The organism is Collinsella aerofaciens, from assembly GCF_041537385.1.
GTDB classification, from domain to species: Bacteria; Actinomycetota; Coriobacteriia; order Coriobacteriales; family Coriobacteriaceae; genus Collinsella; species Collinsella aerofaciens_BV.
Genome location: NZ_JBGORS010000002.1, coordinates 279904 through 303445 on the forward strand (window position 1 = coordinate 279904; position 23542 = coordinate 303445).

Below are 23542 nucleotides of genomic sequence, written 5' to 3' on the forward strand. Positions count from 1 at the left end.
GACCTAGGCCTCCTTGGTCGTAGAAATAGAATCAGACGATACTTCGACAGGTACGCCAAAAGTACGGGCAGCTGCGGCTCCACCGGCAAGCGGAGTCGCCATCTGGGCTTTTGTGCGTCGCGGTGCCGAAACGGGAAGTTCAAAGGCAAAGCCCATCGCAAGCAAAAACCACGTAAGCGTATAGGTTGCAACCAGAGCGGCAACAAGGCCGCCCATCAGAGCGCGTTGGGAAAATACGCTACATGCAGCCACAACCAGCACCGGAACCTCGCAGGCAGAAAGCGCAAGCACACCCTGCAGGAACCCCGAGCGCCGATCGCGCGCAAGTGCCCCCGCGGCAACGCCGGCTATGCCTGGCAACGCCAACGCCAGTGCGGCAATAATACCCGGTAGCGACCCAGACCACACGAGCGATCCCAAAGTCGCCGTCACGCGAGCGCCCGATGCCAGCAGCGCGGCCGAAACCACGACCACAGCCCAAACCACGCCGCAGACGACCGCCGCGCCGACCATCAGCGCGCGACGAACCGCGCGGCCGGACGCATCCATAGGGCACGGCGTAAGCGGCTCGCCGCGGAGCGAACGACCGACATTTTGCGCATAGTGGTCACAAAACGCCGAGAGCGCCGCCTCGACCGCCGCCGGCTCGGGACGATCTTTTTGATGGCTGGACAGACAGGCCATTACCACGTCGAACAGCTGGGCATCGACAAACGCCAGCGCATCGCGTAGCTCTTCGGAATCCGGCTCAAGCCTTAGCTGCTGGGCCTGCTCGGCCGCGGCGAGCGCCACATCGGGCTCACGACGAAGCAGCTGAGTCAAATCGCAACCGGGCGCATGGGCACCAATGGGATAGTCGGGCCGCGTGTCCATCTTGAGACGGTAGGGGCTCGCGATGTCGCGCGTCTTTTTGCGCGAACCCGAGGTGCCCGAAGTGCCCGGCGCGGCTTCGTATGGCGCGACGCCGGCAATGAGCTCGTAAACCGTGCTTGCCGCGGCATAGACGTCGATCGCCGGCGACATACGCAAAGCGCGCAGGTCGGGAATATCGTCGGTGAGCATCTCGGGCGGGGCATAGGCAACCGTCGCGCGACGCAGCGTGGCATAACGCTCCGTAAACGACGCCTTGCCGCCGGTACCGGCCACGGCCGACGCAGGCTCAAGCGCCAGCGACGAGCCAAAGTCGATCAGGCACAGGTCAAAGGTGCCCTCGGCAAGCTGCCGATCAAGCGGCAGGCGCGCCGTGCGCACCATAATATTAGCGGGCGAGATATCGCGATGGACAAAGCCCTCGCCCACCAGGCTCATACGGCAGAGCAGATCGAACAGGTCGCGACCCAGACGCGCCGCCACAAGCGGCGACAGGCGTCCGGCATCGTCCACGGCGAGTCGCGAACGCAAGCGGGCAAGCGTCTCGCCCTCGACCCATTCCATGACAATTGCAGGCACACCGTCAACCACGCCCCAGCCATAGAGGCGGGGAAAGCCCTTAAGGCCCGAAAGGGCGCGATGGCATTCATATTCCTCGCGAAATGCCGCTTTGAACTTGGCGACCAGCGCCTCATGGGCGGCATCGTCGTCAAACTCATCGCGCGTCGGCAAGATGAGCTGTTTGAGTGCTACGGCCTCGCCTTGGGCGTTGACGGCACGCGTCACGCGGCCGATACCGCCACGGCGCATGGTGGCATCGTCGGCAAACAGTATCGTAAAACGACGCAGATAGGCAGGCAGTTCGTCCTGACCGAGCGCAATGGCCGGCTCAAACCCGTCGACACGCGCCAGGCGCAGGCCGACCATGGGATCGCGACCGAGCGATTGTGGTGTGGTGGATGCAAGATCGGTCATCATAGGGCAAGCGCCGCCACGTTATTGTTGAAGTTACCGAGCGCGACGTCATCATCGCCGTAATGGCCGACCCATTGACATAGGTTGGTGTAACAGCCCCACAGATTGGCATACTGCTGATACCACCTTGACCGGGGCGAGAATGTCTGACGACCGAACTCGGCTCGAATGACAAACATCTCCCCGACCAGGCTGTCGCACGGCCTGGGATCTCCCGTAGAGTTATAGGTCGAGACCACGTCATTGGCACGAGAAACATAGCCGTCGAGCATGTTGTACTTGGTCACAAGCCAACTGTGAATGCTCTCTTCCTCAGCAGCGGAAAGGCCACCGGAGTTTGCATCGTTGTCAGTGTTGCCGCCCGTCGAGCCGCCGTTTCCAGACCCTCCGGCAGAGGAACCCGACCCAGAGCCGCCGCCCGAACTCGACGAATCCGAGCCGGAGCCAGAAGTATCCGAGCTACCGGGCTTTCCGGACTGCTGGACGTCCTGCTCCTTCTGCTGCTCGACCTTATTCACCGTTGCCGCCACGCTATTGTTGGACAACCGATCGATGATCTTGGTGTTGGTGAGCACGATGGTTTTGCCATTGGCAAGCGTGACTTCGTTGTCCGGGGCCTCGGCACCGTCCGCATCGTCGGTGCCAAACACAATATGCGCGACCACGCTTGCCCAAGCATATCCAGTCGTGGTGCCCAGATCACTTTTGACCTCATGCCCCACGCGCGGTTCGCGTGCGGCATGCGCCTGCATCATGGACGGCGCGGTCATGCCATAGGCAGAAACGCCAGCTATGACCAGCACCAGCGAGCAAGACAGCAGTGCGTACGCCCGCGGCGCCAAGCCCAGTCGGCGTCGCATGCGCACCGCGGCGCCGCGCTTTGTCTGAGTGCCACCGGGCCGCATGCGTTCTCCTCCAACAAAAACACGCCGCTCGGGAGCGGCGCATTCATTCGAATCCATATTTGAGTGTATCAGCGAACCCAAAAGGTTGCGCAACGAATGGGCAAATTAAGGATGCAAGTGGAAGCATCCATGCGATAAGCGGATACAAAGCATCTTTGTTGCACAACAAACTTACAGTCGCACGGGGAAATTATGGCTACCCCGTGCGTCGCGAGGAAAACATACGGCAGGAGTAGGCTCGCCACCTAAATCGTGCGACGGGCCTCTATGGCGCGCCCAAGCGTAAGCTCGTCGGCATACTCCAGGTCGCCGCCCACGGGCAGGCCGCTCGCCAGGCGCGACACCTCAACACCCAGCGGCTTGATGGTGCGGGCAAGGTAGCTCGCCGTGGTCTCGCCCTCGATGTTGGGGTTGGTGGCGATGATGACCTCATGGATATCCTCGTGGCCCAGACGCGCCAGCAGCTCGCGGATGTGCAACTGCTCGGGACCAATCTTGTCCATGGGACTGATCACGCCGCCCAATACGTGGTAGAGACCGTGATAGCTGCCCGTGCGCTCAATCGCCTGGACATCGCGCGGCTCGCCCACCACGCAAATGCGAGTGGTATCGCGCATCGGGTCCTGGCAGATGGAGCACTCGTCGGCCGTGGCGTAGTTAAAGCAACGGCTGCAAAAGTGGACCTCCTGCTTAACCTCCAGGATGGCCTCGGCCAGGCGGCGGGCCTCCTCGGCATCGGCCTCGAGCAGGTAATAGGCGATGCGCTGGGCCGACTTGGGACCAATGCCCGGCAGACGGCCCAGCTCGTCGAGCAGTTTTTGCAGACTGTGATTCGCACTCATATATATGCGTGTCTTAGAACGGCATGCCCGGGATGTTGAGGCCGCCGGTGATGGCGCCCATCTGCTTGTTGGCGAGCTCGTTGACGCCGCGGACGGCCTCGTTGACGGCAGCCATGATCATGTCCTGCAGCATATCGACGTCCTCGGGATCGAGGGCATCGGGATCGATGGTGAGGTTGACGAGCTCCATCTCGCCGTTAACGGTCACCTTGACCATGCCGCCGCCGGCAGAGGCGTCGACGGTCTGGGACTTGAGGTTCTCCTGCGCGGCGGCAAGCTGCTCCTGCATCTTGCGAGCCTGCTTCATCATCTGCTGCATGTTCATACCGGCCATGATGGCTCCTTTACGTGCGGCCGCACGCCGAGCTGCAAGGGCAGCCGGAGCACGGCGGGACTTTCAAACTCAAAAATCGTACCACGGCGCGGGGCCAGCGAGCGGGGCGGACGTGTTACCTCAGTCGATATACATGTCCTCTAGCGAAACGCACCGCCCAAGATTATGCAAGGTCGAATTATGCAAGGTTACATAAAATCTCAAGCAAATCTAGTAGAGCCGAAATCGGCATTTCATGTGTGCCACTAAATTGCTAAATGCCGAACCGTTGCTCGAGGCGGCGCACATGGCGACAGGGTATAATTTGATTGTCATAGATAGCAATTTGGAGGTGCCCCATGAATGCCCCCGACGCGCTCCAAAACATCCGCTCAAAACACCCCGCTCTATATTTGGTTATCTATCTCTTTGCCGGCTGGGCATTGCTGGTTGTCGTCACCCACGCTATAGCCTTTGGAGCAGAACTGTTAGTAGCCAGCTCGGACCAGCCCACCGTCAAATGGGAAGCGACCGATGAGTGCACCGATGGAACCCGAACCATTTACTACAACAGCCCGTCCCTCTACCAAGAGTTCAAGGTCAAGATAAAGGACTCCAAGATTGTCGATGCCGAACCAGGCGCTTTCTTGACAATCGGAGCAACCCTCAACGCCGAGCAAGTCGAGTACACGGACAGCCGCGCGACGTATCGTGTCGACCTCAGCACCCTGGGCCGACCGTCACGCATCTGCCTGCTCGAATGCGAGATACGCGGCACCACGCTCCACATGTCCGAAATACAGATGCGCCCAGGCAAAGAGCCCCAGAAGAGCTAGAGGCCATAAGTCCGGCAAGCGACTCTTAACAGTAAAACGACAGCCCACCGGTTGTTTCTTTCCAGCGTTTGCAAATCAGCGCATGGTTAGATGAAACAAACTGCATGATATCGCGTAAATCCCGAGCAGGAATATCGCCCTTGTTATGGGCCAGCTTGCATCCGCCGGAGCGGGTAAGCCATATCTTGGTCGCCTCGGCGGTGGGGCGCTTGACCGCGATATGAACATGGACGGGCTCGCCGTTCTCCCCTGTCCAGAAAAAGATGATGTACGGCCCGAGTCGGAAAAGACTAGGCATAGACCCGTCCGCCTTCGTAAGCAAAACGCAAGATGAGCGGGGCATTGTTACGCACGAAATCATCGAGTTCTTTGAGGTCCGCTTCGCTAAAGCCCTCGCGTGACACCCAATTGAATGCCGGCAAGATGCACTCCGCCGTGTCAAAACCCCAATCGCGCGGGCGCTCCACAACAACCTTCACCGTGTTGTCCTCACGGACTTCGGAATACGAAACTTGCGTATCGTCCTCAAGGCGGACATATTCCCACATCATAAGCTCGCTCCGTTCAAAGACGTCTCTTCTTGAGCAGTATACCCGCCTGTACAGCTACTCCACCGGTTTGAAGATGGTGGACTGACCGAAGACGCTGCGGATGAGGGCTTTGGCCTCGTCCTCGGTCTGCGGGATGCTTGGGGCTGCGCCCTGATGGCCGAAGGGACTGCCCGCGCCGGGGTTGGACTCCCAGGGAGCTGCAGGAGCGTCCTCCTCTTTGGGGGCAGTTGCAGCGGGCTTGGGCGCGGGCGTCGCACCCGGCACGTCGAACGGAGGCAGATCGTCCCCGCTCGCATCGCCAGCGAAGCCGCCGACCATAGCGTCGTCGTAGGGCACCTGCTCGGATTCCCACGGCGCGGACTGCGCGACAGGCTGAGCCTTGGGGGCGGCCGAGCGCTCGGGCGCACGGGGTGCGGACTCGGTCGGGAGCTTACCCGTGGCAGGAGTGCCGGCGGGGTTGTCGGAGCGTAGCCAGGGGGCTTTGCCCAGGTCAGACGACTTGGGCGCGGGCGAGACGGGCTTGGGCGCGGGTGTCGGAGCAGCCGGTTTGGGCGCCGCGGGCTTAGGCGCCGACGGGGTCGATGCCGCTACCGGCGCCGCTTGCTGCTGCGGCGCGCTGGCGCTCGAGGATACAGGGGCCGCCGAGGACGCGGGTTGCGGGTCCGCAGATACCGCAGCCCGTGCAGATAGAGAATGCTCCTCATGTTGAGGAGCCGGCGTGCCACCCCCATCCAGGACATAGTCGACGGTACGACGACCGAAGACCGCGCAAACCGTCGGCAGGACCACCGACTGCGTATCGGCGCGACCGAGCATCTTAATGGCAAAAGTCGAACCCGCGGGGAACGAGACCGTGAGCTTGGAGCCGTCGTCGGCCGTGGCGCGAGCGTTGAGCAAAAGCCCCGCGTAGGAGGCCTGACGAGCCTTGACGCGCTCGACAACCTCGGCCCATTTGCGCTGCAGCTCTCCGGCATCCTCGACCGCAGGGGTCTCGGCGGCACCAGCGGCAGCAACCTGGGCGGCGGTGTTGGGCTGGGGCTTAGGTGCCGGAGCGGTGGCAGGCGCGGGGGCCGCAACGGGCTGAGGCGTCGGAGCCGGCGCAGGCTGAGGTGCAGGCACTGCAGGCTTGGAAGCTGACACGGACGCAGAACGGGGCGCAGGCTGAGCAGCCGGAACAGCAGCACCACGGTCCCAAGGCATACCGCCCTGGCGCGCGGACGTAGCAGCGGGGGCAGCGGATGCCGCCGGAGCGGCAGCACGAGCGCCCGAAATGAGCGTCGGCTGTTGGGCAGCAGCGGGTACGGATGCTGCAGGCGCGGCGGCCTGGGCAGCAGCCACGCTCGCCGGCACGGCGCCGTTGGCAACCATGGCCTCCAGGCGTGCCACGCGCTCGGCCAATGCCTCAATCGTTAAATCAGCCTCGGGACGCGCCAGACGCGTGCAGGCGATCTCGAGCACCAGGCGCACGTCGCTCGCGCCCCTCATCTCCAGTGCGGCATCGTCGAGCACTGTCAGCACACGAGCCAGGCGGTCGGCAGGATGCTCGCCAAAGGCAGCGGCCTCGGCAGCAAGCGCCTCGGCCTGCTCGGAGCCGCCCTCAAACAGCTCGGCACGGGCACCGGCAACGCAGGCAACGTACACGTCACGCACATGCGCTACCAGGTCGCGCGTCAGCTCCAGCAGGTCGTTTCCTTCCTCGACCTGCGCACGAATCAGTCCATAGAGCTCGGCAACATCGCGATCGGCAATGGCGCGGGAAAACTCGCCCAGAATCTGGTCCGAAACCTCGCCTAAAAGCGAGCGGGCGTCGTCCGCATGCACAGAACCGTTACCAAAGACGCTCAGCTGCTCCAGCGTGGACAATGCGTCGCGCATGCCGCCCTTGGCATGGCGCGCCACGATAGCCAGCGCCTCGTCGTCGTAATCGAAGCCCTCCTGCTCGCACACGTATGCCAGGCGATGCTCAATATCCTCGTTGCCGATGCGATGGAAATCGAAACGCTGGCAGCGCGAGAGGATGGTCTCCAGAATCTTTTGCGGGTCGGTGGTGCACAGCACAAAGATTACGTGCGCCGGCGGCTCCTCAAGCGTCTTGAGCAGCGCGTTGAACGCCGCCGTCGTGAGCATGTGGACCTCGTCGATGATATAAATCTTGTACTTGCCGCGCACCGGGGCAAAGTTGACGGAGTTGATAATTTCCTCGCGCACATTGTCCACGCCCGTGCGGGAGGCGGCATCGAGCTCGTAAACATCGGGGTGGTTACCCTCGGCAATGAGCTCGCACTCCTCGCAAGTACCGTCGGGCATGCAGCCGCTTGCACCCTCGGTGCGCGCCGCCTCGGCATTGCGGCACAGCAGCGCCTTGGCCAGAATGCGCGCCATGGTGGTCTTGCCCGTGCCGCGCGGTCCGCAGAACAGGTAGGCGTGGGACAGGCGCCCCTCGGTGATGGCGTGCTCGAGCGTCGAGACGATATGCTGCTGGCCCACCACGGAGTCAAAGGTGAGCGGGCGATACTTTCGGTACAACGATTCCATGGGTGCTCCCCCGGGTATACTGAGTCTTGTTGCCGCGACGGCCATGCGGTCGCACGGCATACTGCATTCATAATAACCCGTACGGCGAGCCCGCCGCGATAGGAGTCCAAAGAGCATGGCAGACGCAGAGAGCAACCTCGTTCCCTCCGAAGCAGCCGACCAGGTCGAGGTCGCGCTCGAGGCGCAGGCCGCGGCCGATGACGGCATTCTGTACCTCAACGAGTATCAGTACGAAAACGACCTCGTCACCGACTTTGCGCGCCTGGTCGCCTCGCCCAGGCGCCGTGGCTCCCTGTACGTCGCCGCCGCGATTGCCGCGCTCATCGGCATCGGCATGCTGGTGGCCGGCGGCAGCTGGATCAAGTTCGGCGTCGTGCTGATCGTGTTCGGCGCCTTTTTGGCCTGGTGGAGCAAGAACCTCCACCACACGCTTGCCCGCGACTTTATCGATGCCGTCGAGGCCGACAAGTCCATGGGCGGCCGCTACCGCCGCGTCGCCGCCAACGAGAACGGTCTGATGGTATGGGGCAAGAGCGGCAGGTCGCAGTTCTTCCCGTTTGAGAAGCTCGACCACGTGCTCGACGGCGAGCGCATCTTTGTGGCCATGTTCGCCGACCAGGGCGTGACGATCCCCAAGGACACCTTCATCCGCGGCGATGCCGAGCAGTTTGGCTCCTTCCTCAAGGCGCGCATCAACAAAAAACTCCGCATCGAGACCAAACGCAAGAAGATGAAGGCCGAGAAGGCCGCCGCCGAGGCCAAGCAGGGCGACAAGCCCCAGGAGACCAAAGGCAAGCAGCGCAAGCAGAAGAAGAACAGGAAGAAGCGCTAAGGCCAAACCAGACAGGCAGCCTCGCATCCCGCCATCCTCCCCATGCACCCGAGCGTGCTACACTAGCAGCATCTATGCCACCGCGAACGGCTCGGCTCCGCGCCCGCCACTCGCAAACGAACTTTAAACGCACGAGGGTTGGCCATGCCGCTTTTCTCGCAACATACCGCCCGGTTCTCGCCGGACGTTCCTTTGGAGGGCACCAGCTCTCGAGAGCTGCTCAAGCGGTACCAGCCACTCGAGACACTTGCGACCGGCGGTTTTGGCTCCATCGAGATTTGCCGCGACACGCACCTGCGCCGCCGCGTCGCCATTAAGCGCATCCCCCTTATCAACGGCGCCGGCATGCCCGCCAGCGACATCATGGATGTCCTGCGCGAGGCGCACACTGCCGCCATGCTTCAACATCCCAATATCGTGCAGGTCATCGACTTTACGCATGACACCGCCTATGCCTACCTGGTCATGGAGTATGTCGACGGTATGTCGCTGGCCGAGTTTTTGCATCGCGTGGACGGCCACTCGCTCACCTTTGACGAGGCCGCGGCCATTGCCGATGCCCTGGGCCAGGCGCTCACCTTCGCCCATAGCAATGGCGTACTCCACCTGGACATTAAGCCCGCCAACGTGCTCATCGACCACTCGGGCAATGTAAAGCTCACCGACTTTGGCATGGCGCGACTGTCGTCCGCCGGTGGCTTTGGCGGCTCGCGCGGCGGCACCATCGGCTACATGCCGCCCGAGCAGCTCGATATCGAGACCGGCACGGTCGACGAACGCGCCGATGTCTTTGCCCTTGCCTGCGTTATCTATGAGGGCTTGTGCGGCAGCGCTCCCTTTATGGCGGCCACGCCCGCCGACTCGCTCGACCGCATCATCGGTGGCGCCACCTATCCCAGCGAGCTGATACCACACTTTCCCCCGGGAGCCGAGGCCGCGCTCATGAGCGCGCTCTCCCCCATGCCGCAAGACCGCCCCAACAGCATCGAGGCATTTTGCGACCAGCTCCTTGCCGGTCTGGGCAGCGTGCGCGAGGGCCGTCGCAGCCTGGAGCAAATGGTTGGCGAGCTTTCGGATGACGAGCAGGAGCTCGACGATATCGAGCCGTCGCACTACGAGGACGATGCCATCGAGGTCGACCCCACACTCGGCTGGGCGGGCACGCGCTGGAGCCATGCGCGCGACTACACCATGCGCGCTATCTCGGCGCTAACGTGCGGCACCTTTAGCTTTTTGCTGATGCAAACGGCCGGGGTCGCGGCGCTTCCCGGGTTGGTCGTCGCGGCTATCGCTATTGGCGCGGCAGCCGGCTTGGCACCGCAGATTGGCTCGGCCATCTCGGCCGTGGGCTTTTTGGTGCTCATGGCAAACGCCACCATGCAGGCGCAGGGCATCCTGTCGATGTTGCCCGTCGCGGTGATCTTTGCCGCTGCCATGTCCGGTTGGTGGATCGCCTGGGGTCGCACCGAGGCTGCCGCGAGCGCCGCGCTCACCTGTGCACTCGCGCTTGGCTGTCTGACTGGCAATACCTTCCTGGCAGCTGGGGTCGCCGCCGGCGTCGCGTCATTTTGGCTCGGCCCGGCAAGCGCCGCCGCGGCAACGGGCATGGGCGTGCTTTTTGCCCGTCTGGCCACGGTCGCGCTTTCAGCCGGAGGCGTGCTGGGGCTCGGTAACGTTGCCGCAGCGCTGGAAGACCCGCTCCTTTGGGCTGCCTTTGTGCTGGTCGCGACAACTGCCGCGGCGTCATCTGCGCTGCTCAATGCCCATGCCAAGCGTGCTGACCAGGGCTCAAACCTTGCCGCAATCGCCGCCATCGCCGTCACCGGCATCGGCTGCGCAGCGGCATCCTGTCTTGCACACCATATGGAAATTGCCAGCCTTGCAGCCGCGGTCGCCGCCAAGGCGGCAGTTGCGGGAACCCTATCCTCTATAATTGTTGGGATATGCCTATATTTGCTCGGATACCAAAGAACCTATACGGAGAGTGATCTTTCGTGAACTTCCTGAACATCTTCGAGGACCACGTGGCCGGCATCTTCGGTGCCACCCGTGCCCCGTTCTCCTTTAAGAAGCTTGCCAAGCAGGCCGCTCGCGACATGGAGGATCAGACTCTGGTGATTAACGGCGTCAACACGGCGCCGGCACTCTATACCATCCTGATCGCCGCCGACGACGATCCCATGCTCGCCCCGTTCTACCCCGAGCTTTCGCGCGAGGTCCGCGAGTTTGTGAAAGCGCAGGCCGAAAAGCGCCGCTATGTCTTTGTCGGCGAGCCCCTCGTGCGCTTTATGATCGATCCGCAGCTGCGCGCCGGCAAGTTCTCGGTCTTTGCCGAGAACGTCGATGCCCCCACGCTCGGCCGCCTGTACGAAGAAGAGCGCGCCTATCAAAACGGCCTGGGCCAGAACAACTCCGCGGCAAGCCGTGCCGCCAGCGCCCCGCGCGCCGGCCAGCAGCAGTTTGCTGCCCCGCAGCAGCAGCGCCCCGCCGCCATGCCCCAGCAGCAGCCGACGCCTCGCGCCGCCGCTCCCGACCCGCTTGCCGTGGCAGACCCCTTCGCGCCTAGCGTCCCCGACCCCGCCGCCGCACCCATCCCGGTGCCGCAGACCGTCTCGCGCGACGCGCTTGCCGGCATGGGCGGAGCCGCCGCGACCGGTGCCGCCGTGGGCCTAGGTGCCGCAGCCGGCATCGCCTCCAACATGGCGAGCACTCGCGCCCCGCAGCGCCCGCTCGCCCAGCTCGTCGACGTCGTGAGCGGCGAGAGCCATAGCATCACCTCCGCACAGGTGACCATCGGTCGCGAGCGCTCAGTTTCCGACATTGCCCTGCGCGACCCCAACGTGTCGCGCCGCCACGCCCAGCTCACCTTTACGGGCTCGGATTGGTCGATCGAGGACCTCAATTCCACCAACGGCACACTCGTCAACAACCGCCGCATTACGCGCTGCCCGCTGCGCAACGGCGATCTGCTGACGTTTGGCCTGAGCACCTTTGAATTTAGGGGATAGTCGCTTATGAACATCGATATCGTCCTTTTTGCAGGCCGCATCGTCCTGGTCGCCCTGCTCTATATCTTCCTGTTCGCCGTCATGAAGACCGGCGTGGGACTTGTGCGTGGACAGCGCCGCGACTCGGCTATCTGGACGATCGATGTGGACAAGGGCCCGCGCGGTATCCGCGGCATCCACGTAGACATGCTCGGCCCCGTCATCGTCGGTCGCTCGCCATCTTCGGACATCTGCATCAACGAACCATTCGTCTCGGCCTCGCATGCGCGCTTTTCGCTGCAGGGCCCGGCGCTCATCATCGAGGACCTCAACTCGCTTAACGGCACGCTCGTCAACGGCCGCCAGCTTGTGGAGCCCGCAACGCTGCGCGAGGGCGACGAAGTCCAGATCGGCGATGTGGTCATGAAGGTGAACCGTCGATGATCGACGAGGAGAACAAGTCCGCGACTATGACCGAGGCACCGGCTGCCGCCACAGCTGCGCCGGCCCACGCCGCTCCGGCGGGCTCCGCACCCGTGGAACCCGAGGACACCGTGTTCTCCCTGCCTCTTTCGCATGTAACGCATGATATTTCGGATCTCGCCGATAACGAGGACGAAGAGGATGCCGTAGCGGCGCCCATCGGCGCACATGCTGCGGAACAGCCCACAGCGCCCGAAGCAACCTCGGCGCCAGCTCACTTTGCAGAGCCCGTCGCCGCGGCAATCAACGAGAGCGCTGCGGTGTTTGCGGCACCCGAGCCCGCCGCGCCGGCGTTTCCCATAGCCCCGGCATCCGAGGTTGCGCCCGTGTCTACGCCGGCGCCCGAAGCGGGGCCATCCCCCGAGGACGGCCCCGCACCCAAGGCCCCGCAGCCTGCGCCCGCAAGCGAGTCCGATACCGTGGCCGAGCCCGCCGCCCAGTCGCAAAGCACGCCCGCGCCGTCGCACTTTGCGACACCCGAGCCTATAGACGTCAGCCCGCAAGACGACGAGTCGACCGCCCGCGCGTCCGAGGAGCCCGGCTCCCCGGACACCGGCGATTCCGAATCAAACGCCGAGACCGACACCGTCTCTCCCGGTGACACAGCCGAGATCGACGTTGCCGCCGTTGAAGCCAAGCTCAAAGACCCCGGCTCGACCATGAGCTTTGAGCCCCTGACCGAGGAGCGCATCGAGACCGACTCGACCTATGATGCCGGCACCACCACGCAACTCATGTGGGGCGCCCGCTCTGACGTTGGCTGCGTACGCCCGCACAATGAGGATTCCTACCTGGTGCAGTCGCCGCTCTTTTGCGTATGCGACGGCATGGGCGGTCACGCCGCCGGCGAGGTAGCCTCTTCCATCGCCGTCGAGACTATTGCCAAGACGGCCCCGCAGTCCGCCGACGCAGCACGCCTGGCCGCAGCCGTCGAGGCAGCCAACGCCGCCGTAATCGAGGCGGCCCTGAACGGCCTGGGCAAGCCCGGCATGGGCTGCACAGCCACCTGCGCCTATATCGAAAACGACACGCTCGCCATCGCCCACGTGGGTGACTCTCGCGCCTACCTGCTCCACGAGGGCACGCTCATCCGCGTGACCCGCGACCACTCCTACGTGGAGGAGCTCGTGGACGCCGGCGAGATTACGGCAGACGAGGCTCGCGTCCACCCCAACCGTTCGGTCATCACCCGTGCGCTGGGCTCGGACCCTGCCATGTATGCCGACCACTTCACCCTGCATATCGAGGAAGGCGACCGTCTGATCCTGTGCTCTGACGGCCTTTCGAGCATGATTCCCGATAGCGATATCGAGAACATCGCCACGCAGTCCTCAACCGCGCAAATCTGCGTCGACAACCTAGTGGACGCGGCGCTTGCCGCCGGCGGCCACGACAACGTGACCGTAGTAGTCGTTGACCTGGTTGACGATGGCGTTATGCGCGAGGCGCAGCGCGTGCGTCGCCGCAACATTACTATCGCCGCCATCCTGGCCCTCGTCTTTGTGCTGGCAGCTGGCATCTGGGCCTACACGGGTGTCACCGGCTCGTACTACCTGGGTACCTACCAGGGCAATGTCGCCGTCTGGCGCGGCATACCCGGCAAGCCGCTTGGACTCAAGCTCCACTGGCTCGAGAGCGAAACCAGCATTAAGCTGTCCGACCTGCCCGAAGACACGCAAAACCGCCTCAAGGCGGGCATTCCGCAAACAAGTGTCGACGATGCGCAGGACACGATATCCAAGTACCGCCACCAGATCGATGAAGAGCAGACCCGCCAGGTGATCGACGCGCAAACGATTCGCGACAACACCAATCAGGGATCGACCTCCGAATCAGATTCCGAGAAAACCGCCGAACAGTCCGCCGAGGCCGAAGCCTCCGATAAGAATTAGAAAGGGAGTGCCGCTTATGAGTCGCCGCAACACCGAGCTGCTCTTGCTCATCGCCTCGGCGTTCCCCGTCATCCTGCTGTATGCGATGTACGTGCTCACCGCGGGCGCTGCCATCTCCTTTGAGACGCTCGCCGTACCGATCGGCCTCTTTGCCGCCTTTGCTGCGGCCCACATTGCCGTGCGCATCTTGGCGCCCGGTGCCGACCCCGCCATCCTGCCCATTGTCTTTGTGCTTTCGGGCATCGGTATCACGTTCGTGACGCGTCTCGCACCCGCTCTCGCGATCTCACAGCTCATCATCCTGTTTGTCTCGGTGGCCCTGATGGTGGGAACGCTCGCGTTGGTTAAGAACCTCGACGTAGTCATGCGCTACAAGTACACCTTTGGCATTATCGGCATCATTCTGCTGATGCTGCCTATCTTTATCGGCACCACGATCTCGGGCTCCAAGCTGTGGATTCGCATCGCGGGCTTTACCATCCAGCCCGGCGAGTTCGCCAAAGTCTTTATCGTGCTGTTCCTGGCCGGGTACCTGGCCGAGAACCGCGAGCTGCTCTCCATCTCCAACCGCAAGATCCTAGGCTTTAAGATCCCTCGCCTGCGACTGCTGCTGCCGCTGTTTGCCGTGTGGGGCGTGTGCCTACTCGTTGTCGTCTTCGAACGCGACCTGGGTTCGGCCGTTCTGTTCTACACCATCTTCTTGCTGATGCTCTACGTTGCCACGGGGCGCTTTTCGTATGTCGTTATCGGCCTTGCGCTCTTAGCCGTCGGAGCCGTGGGCGCCTACAAGTTCCTATCGCACGTTCAGGTGCGTTTCCAGGTTTGGGTCGATCCGTTTAAGGACGCCCAGGGCCAGGGCTACCAGATCGTCCAGTCGCTCTTCTCGCTTGCCGATGGCGGCCTGGTCGGTGTTGGCATCGGCAACGGCATGGCCAACAACATCCCTGTCGTCGAGTCCGACTTTATCTTCTCGGCTATCGGCGAGGAGATGGGCCTTTTGGGCGGCGGCGCCGTGCTCATCCTGTTTATGCTCTTTGCCGTGCGTGGCCTCACCACGGCTGCCCGCGCTAAATCCGACCTCGCTGCCTTTAGCGCCACGGGCCTTACGGCCGCCATCAGCTTCCAGGCCTTTTTGATCGTTGGCGGCGTAACCCGCCTGATCCCGCTGACCGGCGTCACCCTGCCCTTTATGAGCCAGGGCGGCTCCTCGCTGCTGGCGAGCTTTATCATCGTCGCTCTCCTGCTGCGCGCCGGTGACGAGGCGACCGGACGCGAGGCCGAGCTCACCGGCACCGGCACCATGACCGCCATCACCGATGATCAGGTCGCATCTGCCGCCGCCCCGACGGGCACGCGCTTTGCCGCCTCGTCTTCCTACGGCAGCGGCAGCCATTCCGTCGGCTCGCGCATGCGCCGTCGCCTGCTCGACACGCCTGAATCCGGCGTGCTCGGCCGCGTTGCGCTCGCCAACCGTCTAACCCGTGCGGTGCTCGCCTTTACGGCGCTGTTCGCCATCCTTATCGGCAACCTCACCTATGTCCAGGTCATTAAGGCCAAGGACTATCAGGACATGCCGACCAACAACCACACCATCGCCCGCTCCAAGTACATCCAGCGCGGCTCCATCATCACGTCCGACGGCGTGACGCTGGCCGAGTCGCTGCAGCAGGAGGACGGCACCTACGTACGCTCCTACCCCAACGGTAACCTGGCAGCGCACGTGGTTGGCTACGTGAGCCAGCAGTATGGCACCACCGCCATCGAGAGCGTCATGAACGACACGCTCACCGGCTCTAAGGATTACTCCAGCTGGAACAACGCCATCGCGTCGCTCGCGGGCCAGACCCAGCCGGGCAACACCGCCAAGCTCACCATTGACTCGCGTATCCAGACGGCGGCCGAGCAGGCGCTCAAGGGCTTTAAGGGCGCTGTAGTGGTCATCGACCCGCGTACCGGCGCGGTTCTCGCATGTGCCAGCTCGCCCACCTACGACAACACCAACATCGATGCCCTGCTGCAGACGGGCGGCGGCGAGGACGGCTCCATGTACAATCGCGCCATGGACGCGCTGTACACGCCGGGCTCAACGTTTAAGGTCGTTACGCTTTCCGCGGCACTCGAGACCGGTACCGCCAGCCTTACCAGCACCTACCAGGCGCCCGGCTCCATGGACATCGGCAACGCACCGGTCACCAACTATGCCAACGAGAGCTACGGCACCATCAGCCTGCAGCAGGCCTTTGCCGTGTCCTCCAACGTCGTCTTTGGCCAGGTGGCAAACGAAGTTGGCGCAAACACGCTCGTGCAGTTTGCCAACGCCTTTGGCTACGGCCAAAAGCTCGGCCAGGACCTGACCTCCGCGGCTTCCATCATGGCCGACCCGTCGCTCATGACCGAGTGGGAGACCGCCTGGGCCGGCGCCGGCCAGCCTGTCGGCATGGACCACACGCCCGGCCCGCAGACCACCGTCATGCAAAACGCCGTGATTGCCGCCGCCATCGCTAACAGCGGCGTGGTCATGGACCCGTACTTTGTAGCCCAGGTACTCGCCCCGGACGGAACCGTGGTCAAGACCACGCAGTCCCGCTCGCTGGGTCAGGCCGTCAGCTCCGCCACGGCCGACCAGGTCAAGCAGGCCATGCTCGCCGTCGTCCAGTCCGGTACCGGCACCGATGCCCAGGTCCCCGGCGTCAAGGTCGCCGGCAAGACCGGCTCGGCCGAGACCGGCGGCACCAACGTCAACTCGATGTTCGTTGGCTTTGCACCTTACGATTCACCCACGGTCGCCATCTCGGTGGCCTTGGAGGATTACGACAAGCATGACGTCAAGGCCGCCAAGATCGCCGGTATCGTCCTGACCGCGGCGCTTGCCGCACAGGGAGCGTGATGCCCATGATCGAATCGGACACCCGAGGCGCGCCGCGGCCGAAGAGTTAGCGGCAACGCGCCACACGGCCCCAGCGGCCACATCGTAGGTACTACACACATCGTTGAGCGAATAGTTATGTTAGGAGCAGGAATGGAACAGAGGGTCCTCGGGGGAAGATACCTCCTCAAGGATAAGGTGGGAACAGGCGGCATGGCGACCGTCTACCGTGCACAGGACCAGGTCCTCGACCGCACGGTAGCCGTCAAGATCATGCTGCCACAGTATGCTGGCGACGCAACCTTCGCCGCACGCTTTAAGCAGGAGGCCCAGGCAGCAGCCGGTCTCTCCTCCCCCTATATCGTGGGCGTCTACGATTGGGGCAAGGACGGCGACACCTATTACATCGTCATGGAGTACCTGCGCGGCACCGACCTTAAGAGCGGCATCAAGAGCCACGGCGCCCTCGACCCCAAGAAGGTCGCCCAGATCGGCTCGCAGATCAGCTCTGCGCTTTCGGTCGCCCACAAGCACGAGATCATCCACCGCGACATTAAGCCGCAGAACATCATGGTGCTGCCCGACGGCAACATCAAGGTGATGGACTTTGGCATCGCGCGTGCCAAGAACAGCCACCTCACGCAAGACAACAACGTGCTGGGAACTGCCCACTACGTCAGCCCCGAGCAGACCCGCGGTCAGGACCTCGGCCCCACCTCGGATATCTACTCGCTGGGCGTCGTGATGTACGAGTGCGCCACCGGCCGCGTTCCCTTTGACGGTGACGACGCCATCTCGGTCGCACTCAAGCAGGTCAACGAGCTGCCTATTCCGCCGAGCCAGATCAACTCCGGTGTCGACGCCGACCTTGAGCGCATCATCCTCAAGTGCATGGAGAAGGACCCGGCAAACCGCTTCCAGACCGCCGACGAGCTGCGTCAGGTGCTCAACAGCTACCTGTCCGGTCGTGCCGTCAACATTTCGGAGCCCACGCGCATCATCGGTGCCCCCGGCGAGCTGGGCGCCACCAAGACCCGCGAGCTTTCCGACCAGACGCGCGCCATGGTGCGTCCCGTCTCGGGCGTGAGCGGCCAGAACACCGCCCGTAGCTCGGTTTCGGGCTCCACCGGCTCCTACGAGGTCGAAAAGCCCAAATCCAACAAGAACAAGATCATCGCCGCCGTGGTGGCAGCCGTTGCCGTCATCGGCATCGTGGTGGCCTTTGCCACAGGACTCTTTGGCGGCGAGCAGGTCACCGTGCCCGATGTGCTGGGCAAGGACCAGCAGACTGCCGTCGAGCTGATCAAGGAAGCCGGCCTCGAAGTCGGCACCATCGACCAAAGCTACAACGACGATGTCGACGAGGGCAAGGTCGCCGAGCAGACGCCCAACGGCAACACCAAGAAGGCCAAGGGCACCAAGGTGAACCTGGTAATCTCCAAGGGCCCCAAGCCCTCCGAGAAGGTTGAGGTTCCCCGGCTTGTCGGCCTGACCAAGGACCAGGCAGAAGCAGCGCTGGCAAGCGTTGGCCTGAAGGGCAACGCCTCCGAGGAGGCCAACGAGGCCGATGAGGGCCAGGTCTTTGAGCAGGGCACCGAAGCCGGTAAGGAAGTCGAGAAAGGCACGACCATCTCGTACAAGGTCTCGGGCGGCCCGGATACCACGTCCGTCCCCGACCTGACCGACATGACCGAGGCCCAGGCGCGCAACGCCCTCGATATGGCAGGCTTTGGCGTCGACGTGAGCTACCAGGAGAACGACTCAGTTACCGAGGGAACCGTGATCAGCTGGAACCCCAGCGGCAAGCAGAAGCCCGGCGCCACGATTACCGTCGTCATCGCCAAGAAGTCCGGCAAGGCCAGCGTTCCGGGCAACCTGTACGGCAAAAGCATTTCCGCTGCCGTTACCGCACTCAACAACGCCGGTTTCTATAACATCGGCTTCTGTGACCAGAATGGCAATCCCGTGAGCGGCAACGAGGATGCCACCGTTACGGGCGTCTCCCCCACCGGCAAGCAGTCCACCGACAGCACGATTACGCTGACGGTCGCACTTTCGGGCTCGGGCTCGGGCTCGGGCACGGGCGACGATTCTGGTACGACCAACTAGTCGCCACCCCACCGCTCATTACGGCTCTCGCCGCAAACATATTCGCTCACAGGCGCCCGCTTGCTCCCCCAGCAAGTGGGCGCTTCGTTTTTGACATGGCATGAACCAGAAGAACCCGGCACCGTGGTGGTACCGGGCTCGGCAAATCTCTGGTGCCCCCGGGCGGATTCGAAAACTCCCCCCGCGGGAAAAATGGTAACGCAGGTGTCGACGGCCCGAATCCGGCCCTTAGACCAGAAGAGCCCGGCACCGTGGTGGTACCGGGCTCGGCAAATCTCTGGTGCCCCCGGGCGGATTCGAACCGTCGACACCCGCTTTAGGAGAGCGGTGCTCTATCCCCTGAGCTACGGAGGCATGTTGTATTAGTGTAGCAGATTTGCGCCACTACCATGCAGCGCATAGCCGCTCTTCGAGATAGTCGTCTGCGACGTTCTTTAATGACTGGTCGTTTAAGAGCGTCGCAGACGACTACCCAACGACTAGTTGCCTTTGTGGAAGAGGTTTTTGATAACGGAGGGGATGCTCTTGGCGCCCTTGGCCGTCACATCGATAAAGTCAGGCGAACGCACGAGCTTATCCTCGTCAACGTACTTGCGGACCGCACGAAGCGTCTCTTTGTCGTCGCGCGTCGAAAACGTAAAGTGACCATTGTCCTTGGTGAAGATGGCAAAACGCGTAATCTTCTTGGTGCCGCGCAAAACCTCAGCGGCAATATAGTCGACCTCATCCCACGGGATCTGAATAAAATCCTCGGGATTGCGCTCGTTATAGTACTCAAACGCCTTATTGCCCACCATTACGTTACCGTGACTGGTAAGCCCCATCAGGCAGGTTGCCGGCGTTGCCAGATCGACCGTGCTGTTCTGAGATTGCGCCATGCGCGCCTCGCCCTCCAAATAAAACAATCGGACCGCATCCAGTGTACCCACCGGGTGCGGTCCGTTTCAATGGCTCAAAAGCCCTTGCCTAGCAATTCTCGGTCTTAAGCCGAAATGTGCTTACATGAAGCCGCAGACGCGACCGATGATGCCGATGGCGAAGAGGGCCAAGATGATGACGATCGGGCTGACCTTCTTCTTGAGGAGCTTGCAGACCAGCAGGGTCAGGCACACGGCGGCAAGGCCGGGGATGAGCTGATCGAGGTTAGCCTGAAGCGTGGTGACCTTCACCTGATCAAGGGCGTTAGCACCGATGGAGTTATACATCGTCAGTGCTTCCTTGACACCCTCAGAACCGGAGGGCAGATTAGCCCAGTCGATAAAGGCGCCAGCAGACTGCGTGACCTTGGAGACGACCGGGGTGAAGGAGATGGACACCCAGCGCTCGACCAGGGCGCCGATGATGAACATACCCAGGATAGAAGCGCCCTCGGTGACCTTGCCCATCAGACCGCCGGAGAGGTCCTTGGCGATGGAGGAGCCGACCTTGTAGCCAAACTCCTGCGTGTACCACAGGAAGGCGTAACGGATGATGTTCCACGCGAAGAAGAACAGCAGCGGACCGGCGATGCTGCCGGACAGGGCCAGGGAAGCGCCCAGAGCGCCCAGAATCGGGCGAAGGGTGAACCAGAAAGCGGGGTCGCCGACGCCGGCGAGCGGGCCCATCATACCGACCTTGACGCCCTGAATGGCGACGTCGTCAATCGGAGCACCGTTGGCACGCTCCTCCTCGAGAGCGAGGGTAACGCCAATGACGGGGGCGGAAACATAAGGGTGGGTGTTATAGAACTCCAGGTGGCGCTTAAGAGCGGCAATCTGGTCATCCTTGCTGGTGTAGAGCTTCTTGATCGCAGGGATCATTGCGAAGCACCAGCCGCCGTTCTGCATACGCTCGTAGTTCCACGAGCCCTGAAGGAACTGATGACGGAAGCAAACCTTCTTGCGGTCAGCCTTGGTGAGCTGAATCTTGTTCTCTGCCATATGTATCACTCCCCTCCTACTCGTAATCGTTCAGAATGTCGCCGAGCGGGTCGCCGGAGCCACCGCCCATGCCGCCACCCTGCTTGGCCAGATCCTTAAGGCCAAGGTAGATGAGGGCAAGGGAGATGCCGATGAGGCCAAGGGCGATCAGCGTGAGCTGAGGGATGGCAGCAAGGACAAAGCCGAGGACGAAGAACGGCCAGGTCTCCTTGGTGGCCATCATGTTGATGACCATGGCGTAACCGACGGAAGCGACCATGCCGCCGCCGACAGCCATGCCGCCGGACAGCCAGTCGGGCATAGCGTTAAGCGCGTTGGTAACAGCCTCGGCCGGGATGATGCACAGAAGTACTGCCGGGATGGCGATACGAAGGCCCTGCATGAGGATGGCAGCGTACTGCCAGCGCTCGATGCCGGCGAAGTCGCCCTTCTCGGCGCAACCGTCCATGGCGTGAGCGATAGCGGTTGCCAGGGTACGGCAGATCATGGTCAGGAACAGGCCAGCGACCGACAGCGGAACGGCGACGGCGATGGCGGCGGTAACGGCCTTGGCCGAATCGGTGGCGCCGCCGTTGAGGGCGAGCACCATGATGATCGAAGAAGCGACCGAGGCCAGAGCGGCGTCAGGCGCGACGGCGGCGCCGACGTTAGCCCAGCCAAGGGCCATCATCTGGAGCGAACCGCCCAGGAGGATGCCCTCCTGAAGGTGACCGGTTACGAGACCGATAAGCGTGCATGCCACGAGCGGCTGATGGAACTGGAACTCATCCAGAATGCCTTCCATACCGGCAAGCAACGCGACAATCGCAACAAGCAGAATAGTGATTGCAGACATGTATCGGACCCTCCTTTACTATGCTTGAGCGGCCAGTTCGGCCTTAGCTTTCTTCAACATGGCGTCGAGATCCTCGGAGGAATCCGAAGGAACCTTGCGGACCTCGAACTTGACGCCCTTGGCCTTGAGGGCCTCGAGAGTCTTAACGTCGTCATCGCCCATAGCGACGGCGTTGGTGACGACGACCTTACCCTTGGAGTGAGCCATAGAACCGATGTTGACTTCCTTGATGTCGACGCCGGCCTCGATGGCCCTGAGCAGATCCTGCGGGTTCTCGAAGAGCAGCATGGCCTTGGTGTCACCAAAGCGCGTGTCCTTGACGACCTCGGCCATCTTCTTGATGGGCACGACGTTGGCATGGACTCCCGGAGGGGCAGCCTGCTCGATCATGGTCTTGCGGAGCTCGTCGTGAGCAACGCCGTCGGAAACCACGATGATGCGGTTGGGGTTGATCTGCTTGGTCCACGTGGTGGCCACCTGACCATGAAGCAGACGGGTGTCGATACGGACGTGGGCGATCTTGATGTGCCCGTCGCCGATGACCGTTCCCGGAGGGATGGCGCCTGCAGGAGCAGCGGCGGCCGCAGCCGGCTTCTTCTCCTCGGGCTCCAGAGACTCGGGCTTGACGCGCACGCCAGCCTTAGCCTCAGTCACGAGATGTTTTGCGATCGCATGTGCAGTGTTCTTTGCGTCAAAGCGCTGCGAATATGCCTCGATGAGCATAGGCAGGTTGACACCGGTGACGATAGCCCAGGAATCGTGGCCCTCGATGAGCCCGCTGATCTGGTTGAACGGCGTACCGCCCCACAGATCAACGAGGAAGAGCACCTGCTCCTGGTCCTCGAAGGAAGCGACTGCTTCCTCGACCTTGGCACGGAAGTCGTCGGGGCCCATGCTCGGCTCGAGCGAGGCCACGGCTACAGACGGCTGATCGCCAAAGACCATCGAGCCCGTCTGCTTGATTCCAGCCGCCAAGTCACCATGGCTAGCAAGAACAATACTTACCATCACATAACCTCCTTTTTGTCTACGTATTTCCTACACGACATGAACGAAGTATACCTGTTTGGATTGTGGAATTATAGCTGAATCCGCAAAAGGTTAGATTATTTGTTTAAACGTCTAGGTTTGTTACAAGTTGATTACGTTGCTATTTTTCGACTCATTTCCCACTAAAGCGTCGCTCATCAAGTCATGTATTTTACAGATACAAGCATGCTGTTCATTGATACCGATTTTAAGCAAGTGCGAATGCGCTTGTACTGCCGCTATTTTGTTTAAACAGACATACCTTGACTATTAGCGTGACTTATGCTCTAGCGCAAGTAGTCATTGGGGACATCCCCAACGACTAGGGGCTAGGCGATGTGGAGGGGGTTGGCGGCGTCGACGGCATCGGGGGCGTCGGAGAGGCCGTCGGGGGCAGCGCCTGCCGGGTTCTCGTCGGGGGTCTCGATCTGCTTGATCATGACCTCCTGGCCCTGCAGCAGGTATGTCTCGCCGCTGCCGCAATAAGGGCAGGTCTTGCCGTGCTCGACCGTCGCGTAGTCGCGGCCGCACGCCTCGCAATGCGTCACGGCCTTGACAGGCTCCACAATAAGCTCCGCACCCTCGGTGATGGACTTTTTATCTGCCGCCCAGCGCCAAGCGTCGAGCAGCAAGTCGGGAACGACGCCCGAGACCTCGCCCAACAGCAACGTCACGCTCGAAACGCGACGCACGCCATTGGCGCGCGCCACGTTCTCAACATCGCGAATGATGTGATACACGATTCCGAGCTCGTGCACTTTTG

General features: G+C 62.4%; 20 protein-coding genes and 1 tRNA gene. 8 read left to right on the plus strand and 13 right to left on the minus strand.

What is annotated here, in order from left to right; all coding sequences use genetic code 11:
• Positions 1–3: 3 nt before the first annotated feature.
• The 4 genes from ACEG18_RS04660 to ACEG18_RS04675 all read right to left on the minus strand — a co-directional run bounded on the left by ACEG18_RS04660 (position 4) and on the right by ACEG18_RS04675 (position 3926).
• On the minus strand, positions 4–1848 hold the full coding sequence (locus tag ACEG18_RS04660) for a serine/threonine protein kinase (RefSeq protein WP_372541464.1): 1845 nt from the start codon (positions 1846–1848) through the stop codon (positions 4–6).
• Positions 1845–2750: a hypothetical protein gene (locus ACEG18_RS04665; protein WP_349099984.1), complete on the minus strand. Its 906-nt coding sequence runs from the start codon at positions 2748–2750 to the stop codon at positions 1845–1847. The genes ACEG18_RS04660 and ACEG18_RS04665 overlap by 4 nt, the downstream gene beginning before the upstream one ends.
• 245 nt (positions 2751–2995) lie before the next feature.
• Positions 2996–3592, minus strand: coding sequence for a recombination mediator RecR (gene recR, locus ACEG18_RS04670; protein WP_118385154.1), 597 nt, complete (start codon positions 3590–3592; stop codon positions 2996–2998).
• A 13-nt stretch (positions 3593–3605) separates the two neighbouring features.
• The gene (locus ACEG18_RS04675; RefSeq protein ID WP_006235174.1) at positions 3606–3926 is read right to left on the minus strand and encodes a YbaB/EbfC family nucleoid-associated protein; all 321 of its coding nucleotides are present in this window, start codon (positions 3924–3926) and stop codon (positions 3606–3608) included.
• Between the two features lie 338 nt (positions 3927–4264).
• Between ACEG18_RS04675 and ACEG18_RS04680 the strand changes: the two genes are divergently transcribed.
• Positions 4265–4741, plus strand: coding sequence for a hypothetical protein (locus tag ACEG18_RS04680; RefSeq protein WP_372541467.1), 477 nt, complete (start codon positions 4265–4267; stop codon positions 4739–4741).
• A 25-nt stretch (positions 4742–4766) separates the two neighbouring features.
• Here ACEG18_RS04680 and ACEG18_RS04685 read toward each other — a convergent pair whose 3' ends face one another.
• From ACEG18_RS04685 to dnaX, 3 genes are read right to left on the minus strand one after another with little or no spacing between them, the layout of a single operon-like run.
• Positions 4767–5039, minus strand: coding sequence for a DUF4160 domain-containing protein (locus ACEG18_RS04685; protein ID WP_117757924.1), 273 nt, complete (start codon positions 5037–5039; stop codon positions 4767–4769).
• Positions 5032–5292 carry a hypothetical protein gene (locus ACEG18_RS04690; RefSeq protein WP_117817911.1) on the minus strand — a complete coding sequence of 87 codons (261 nt, stop codon included), beginning with the start codon at positions 5290–5292 and terminating at the stop codon, positions 5032–5034. The genes ACEG18_RS04685 and ACEG18_RS04690 overlap by 8 nt, the downstream gene beginning before the upstream one ends.
• A gap of 54 nt (positions 5293–5346) precedes the next feature.
• Positions 5347–7827 (minus strand): DNA polymerase III subunit gamma/tau, encoded by a 2481-nt coding sequence (gene dnaX / locus ACEG18_RS04695; protein ID WP_372541469.1) that lies wholly within the window; start codon positions 7825–7827, stop codon positions 5347–5349.
• A gap of 115 nt (positions 7828–7942) precedes the next feature.
• Between dnaX and ACEG18_RS04700 the strand changes: the two genes are divergently transcribed.
• The 7 genes from ACEG18_RS04700 (at position 7943) to pknB (ending at position 18996) form a co-directional block, all read left to right on the plus strand.
• Positions 7943–8659: a hypothetical protein gene (locus ACEG18_RS04700; protein ID WP_372541471.1), complete on the plus strand. Its 717-nt coding sequence runs from the start codon at positions 7943–7945 to the stop codon at positions 8657–8659.
• Between the two features lie 144 nt (positions 8660–8803).
• Positions 8804–10657: a serine/threonine-protein kinase gene (locus ACEG18_RS04705; RefSeq protein ID WP_372541473.1), complete on the plus strand. Its 1854-nt coding sequence runs from the start codon at positions 8804–8806 to the stop codon at positions 10655–10657.
• Positions 10654–11667: an FhaA domain-containing protein gene (locus tag ACEG18_RS04710; RefSeq protein ID WP_035136732.1), complete on the plus strand. Its 1014-nt coding sequence runs from the start codon at positions 10654–10656 to the stop codon at positions 11665–11667. Before ACEG18_RS04705 ends, ACEG18_RS04710 begins: the two co-directional genes overlap by 4 nt.
• Before the next feature lie 6 nt (positions 11668–11673).
• Positions 11674–12090 carry an FHA domain-containing protein gene (locus tag ACEG18_RS04715; protein ID WP_006235180.1) on the plus strand — a complete coding sequence of 139 codons (417 nt, stop codon included), beginning with the start codon at positions 11674–11676 and terminating at the stop codon, positions 12088–12090.
• Positions 12087–14021 carry a Stp1/IreP family PP2C-type Ser/Thr phosphatase gene (locus tag ACEG18_RS04720; protein ID WP_372541476.1) on the plus strand — a complete coding sequence of 645 codons (1935 nt, stop codon included), beginning with the start codon at positions 12087–12089 and terminating at the stop codon, positions 14019–14021. The genes ACEG18_RS04715 and ACEG18_RS04720 overlap by 4 nt, the downstream gene beginning before the upstream one ends.
• Positions 14022–14037: 16 nt before the next feature.
• Positions 14038–16908 carry an FtsW/RodA/SpoVE family cell cycle protein gene (locus tag ACEG18_RS04725; protein ID WP_372541478.1) on the plus strand — a complete coding sequence of 957 codons (2871 nt, stop codon included), beginning with the start codon at positions 14038–14040 and terminating at the stop codon, positions 16906–16908.
• A 132-nt stretch (positions 16909–17040) separates the two neighbouring features.
• Positions 17041–18996: a Stk1 family PASTA domain-containing Ser/Thr kinase gene (gene pknB, locus ACEG18_RS04730; protein WP_372541480.1), complete on the plus strand. Its 1956-nt coding sequence runs from the start codon at positions 17041–17043 to the stop codon at positions 18994–18996.
• A 278-nt stretch (positions 18997–19274) separates the two neighbouring features.
• On the opposite strand, the gene ACEG18_RS04735 is transcribed toward pknB, so the two are convergent.
• The 6 genes from ACEG18_RS04735 to ACEG18_RS04760 form a co-directional block, all read right to left on the minus strand.
• Positions 19275–19350, minus strand: a tRNA-Arg gene (locus ACEG18_RS04735).
• Positions 19351–19475: 125 nt separating this feature from the next.
• Entirely contained in the window at positions 19476–19874 is a 399-nt protein-coding gene (locus ACEG18_RS04740; RefSeq protein ID WP_117646410.1) for a DUF956 family protein, read from the minus strand.
• Positions 19875–19994: 120 nt separating this feature from the next.
• Positions 19995–20915, minus strand: a complete 921-nt coding sequence (locus ACEG18_RS04745; RefSeq protein WP_022094170.1) for a PTS system mannose/fructose/sorbose family transporter subunit IID — start codon at positions 20913–20915, stop codon at positions 19995–19997.
• Between the two features lie 16 nt (positions 20916–20931).
• Positions 20932–21750 (minus strand): PTS mannose/fructose/sorbose transporter subunit IIC, encoded by an 819-nt coding sequence (locus tag ACEG18_RS04750; protein WP_099432539.1) that lies wholly within the window; start codon positions 21748–21750, stop codon positions 20932–20934.
• An 18-nt stretch (positions 21751–21768) separates the two neighbouring features.
• The gene (locus ACEG18_RS04755) at positions 21769–22758 is read right to left on the minus strand and encodes a PTS sugar transporter subunit IIB (RefSeq protein WP_372541482.1); all 990 of its coding nucleotides are present in this window, start codon (positions 22756–22758) and stop codon (positions 21769–21771) included.
• A 350-nt stretch (positions 22759–23108) separates the two neighbouring features.
• Positions 23109–23537, minus strand: coding sequence for a hydrogenase maturation nickel metallochaperone HypA/HybF (locus tag ACEG18_RS04760; RefSeq protein ID WP_372541483.1), 429 nt, complete (start codon positions 23535–23537; stop codon positions 23109–23111).
• Positions 23538–23542 lie beyond the last annotated feature (5 nt).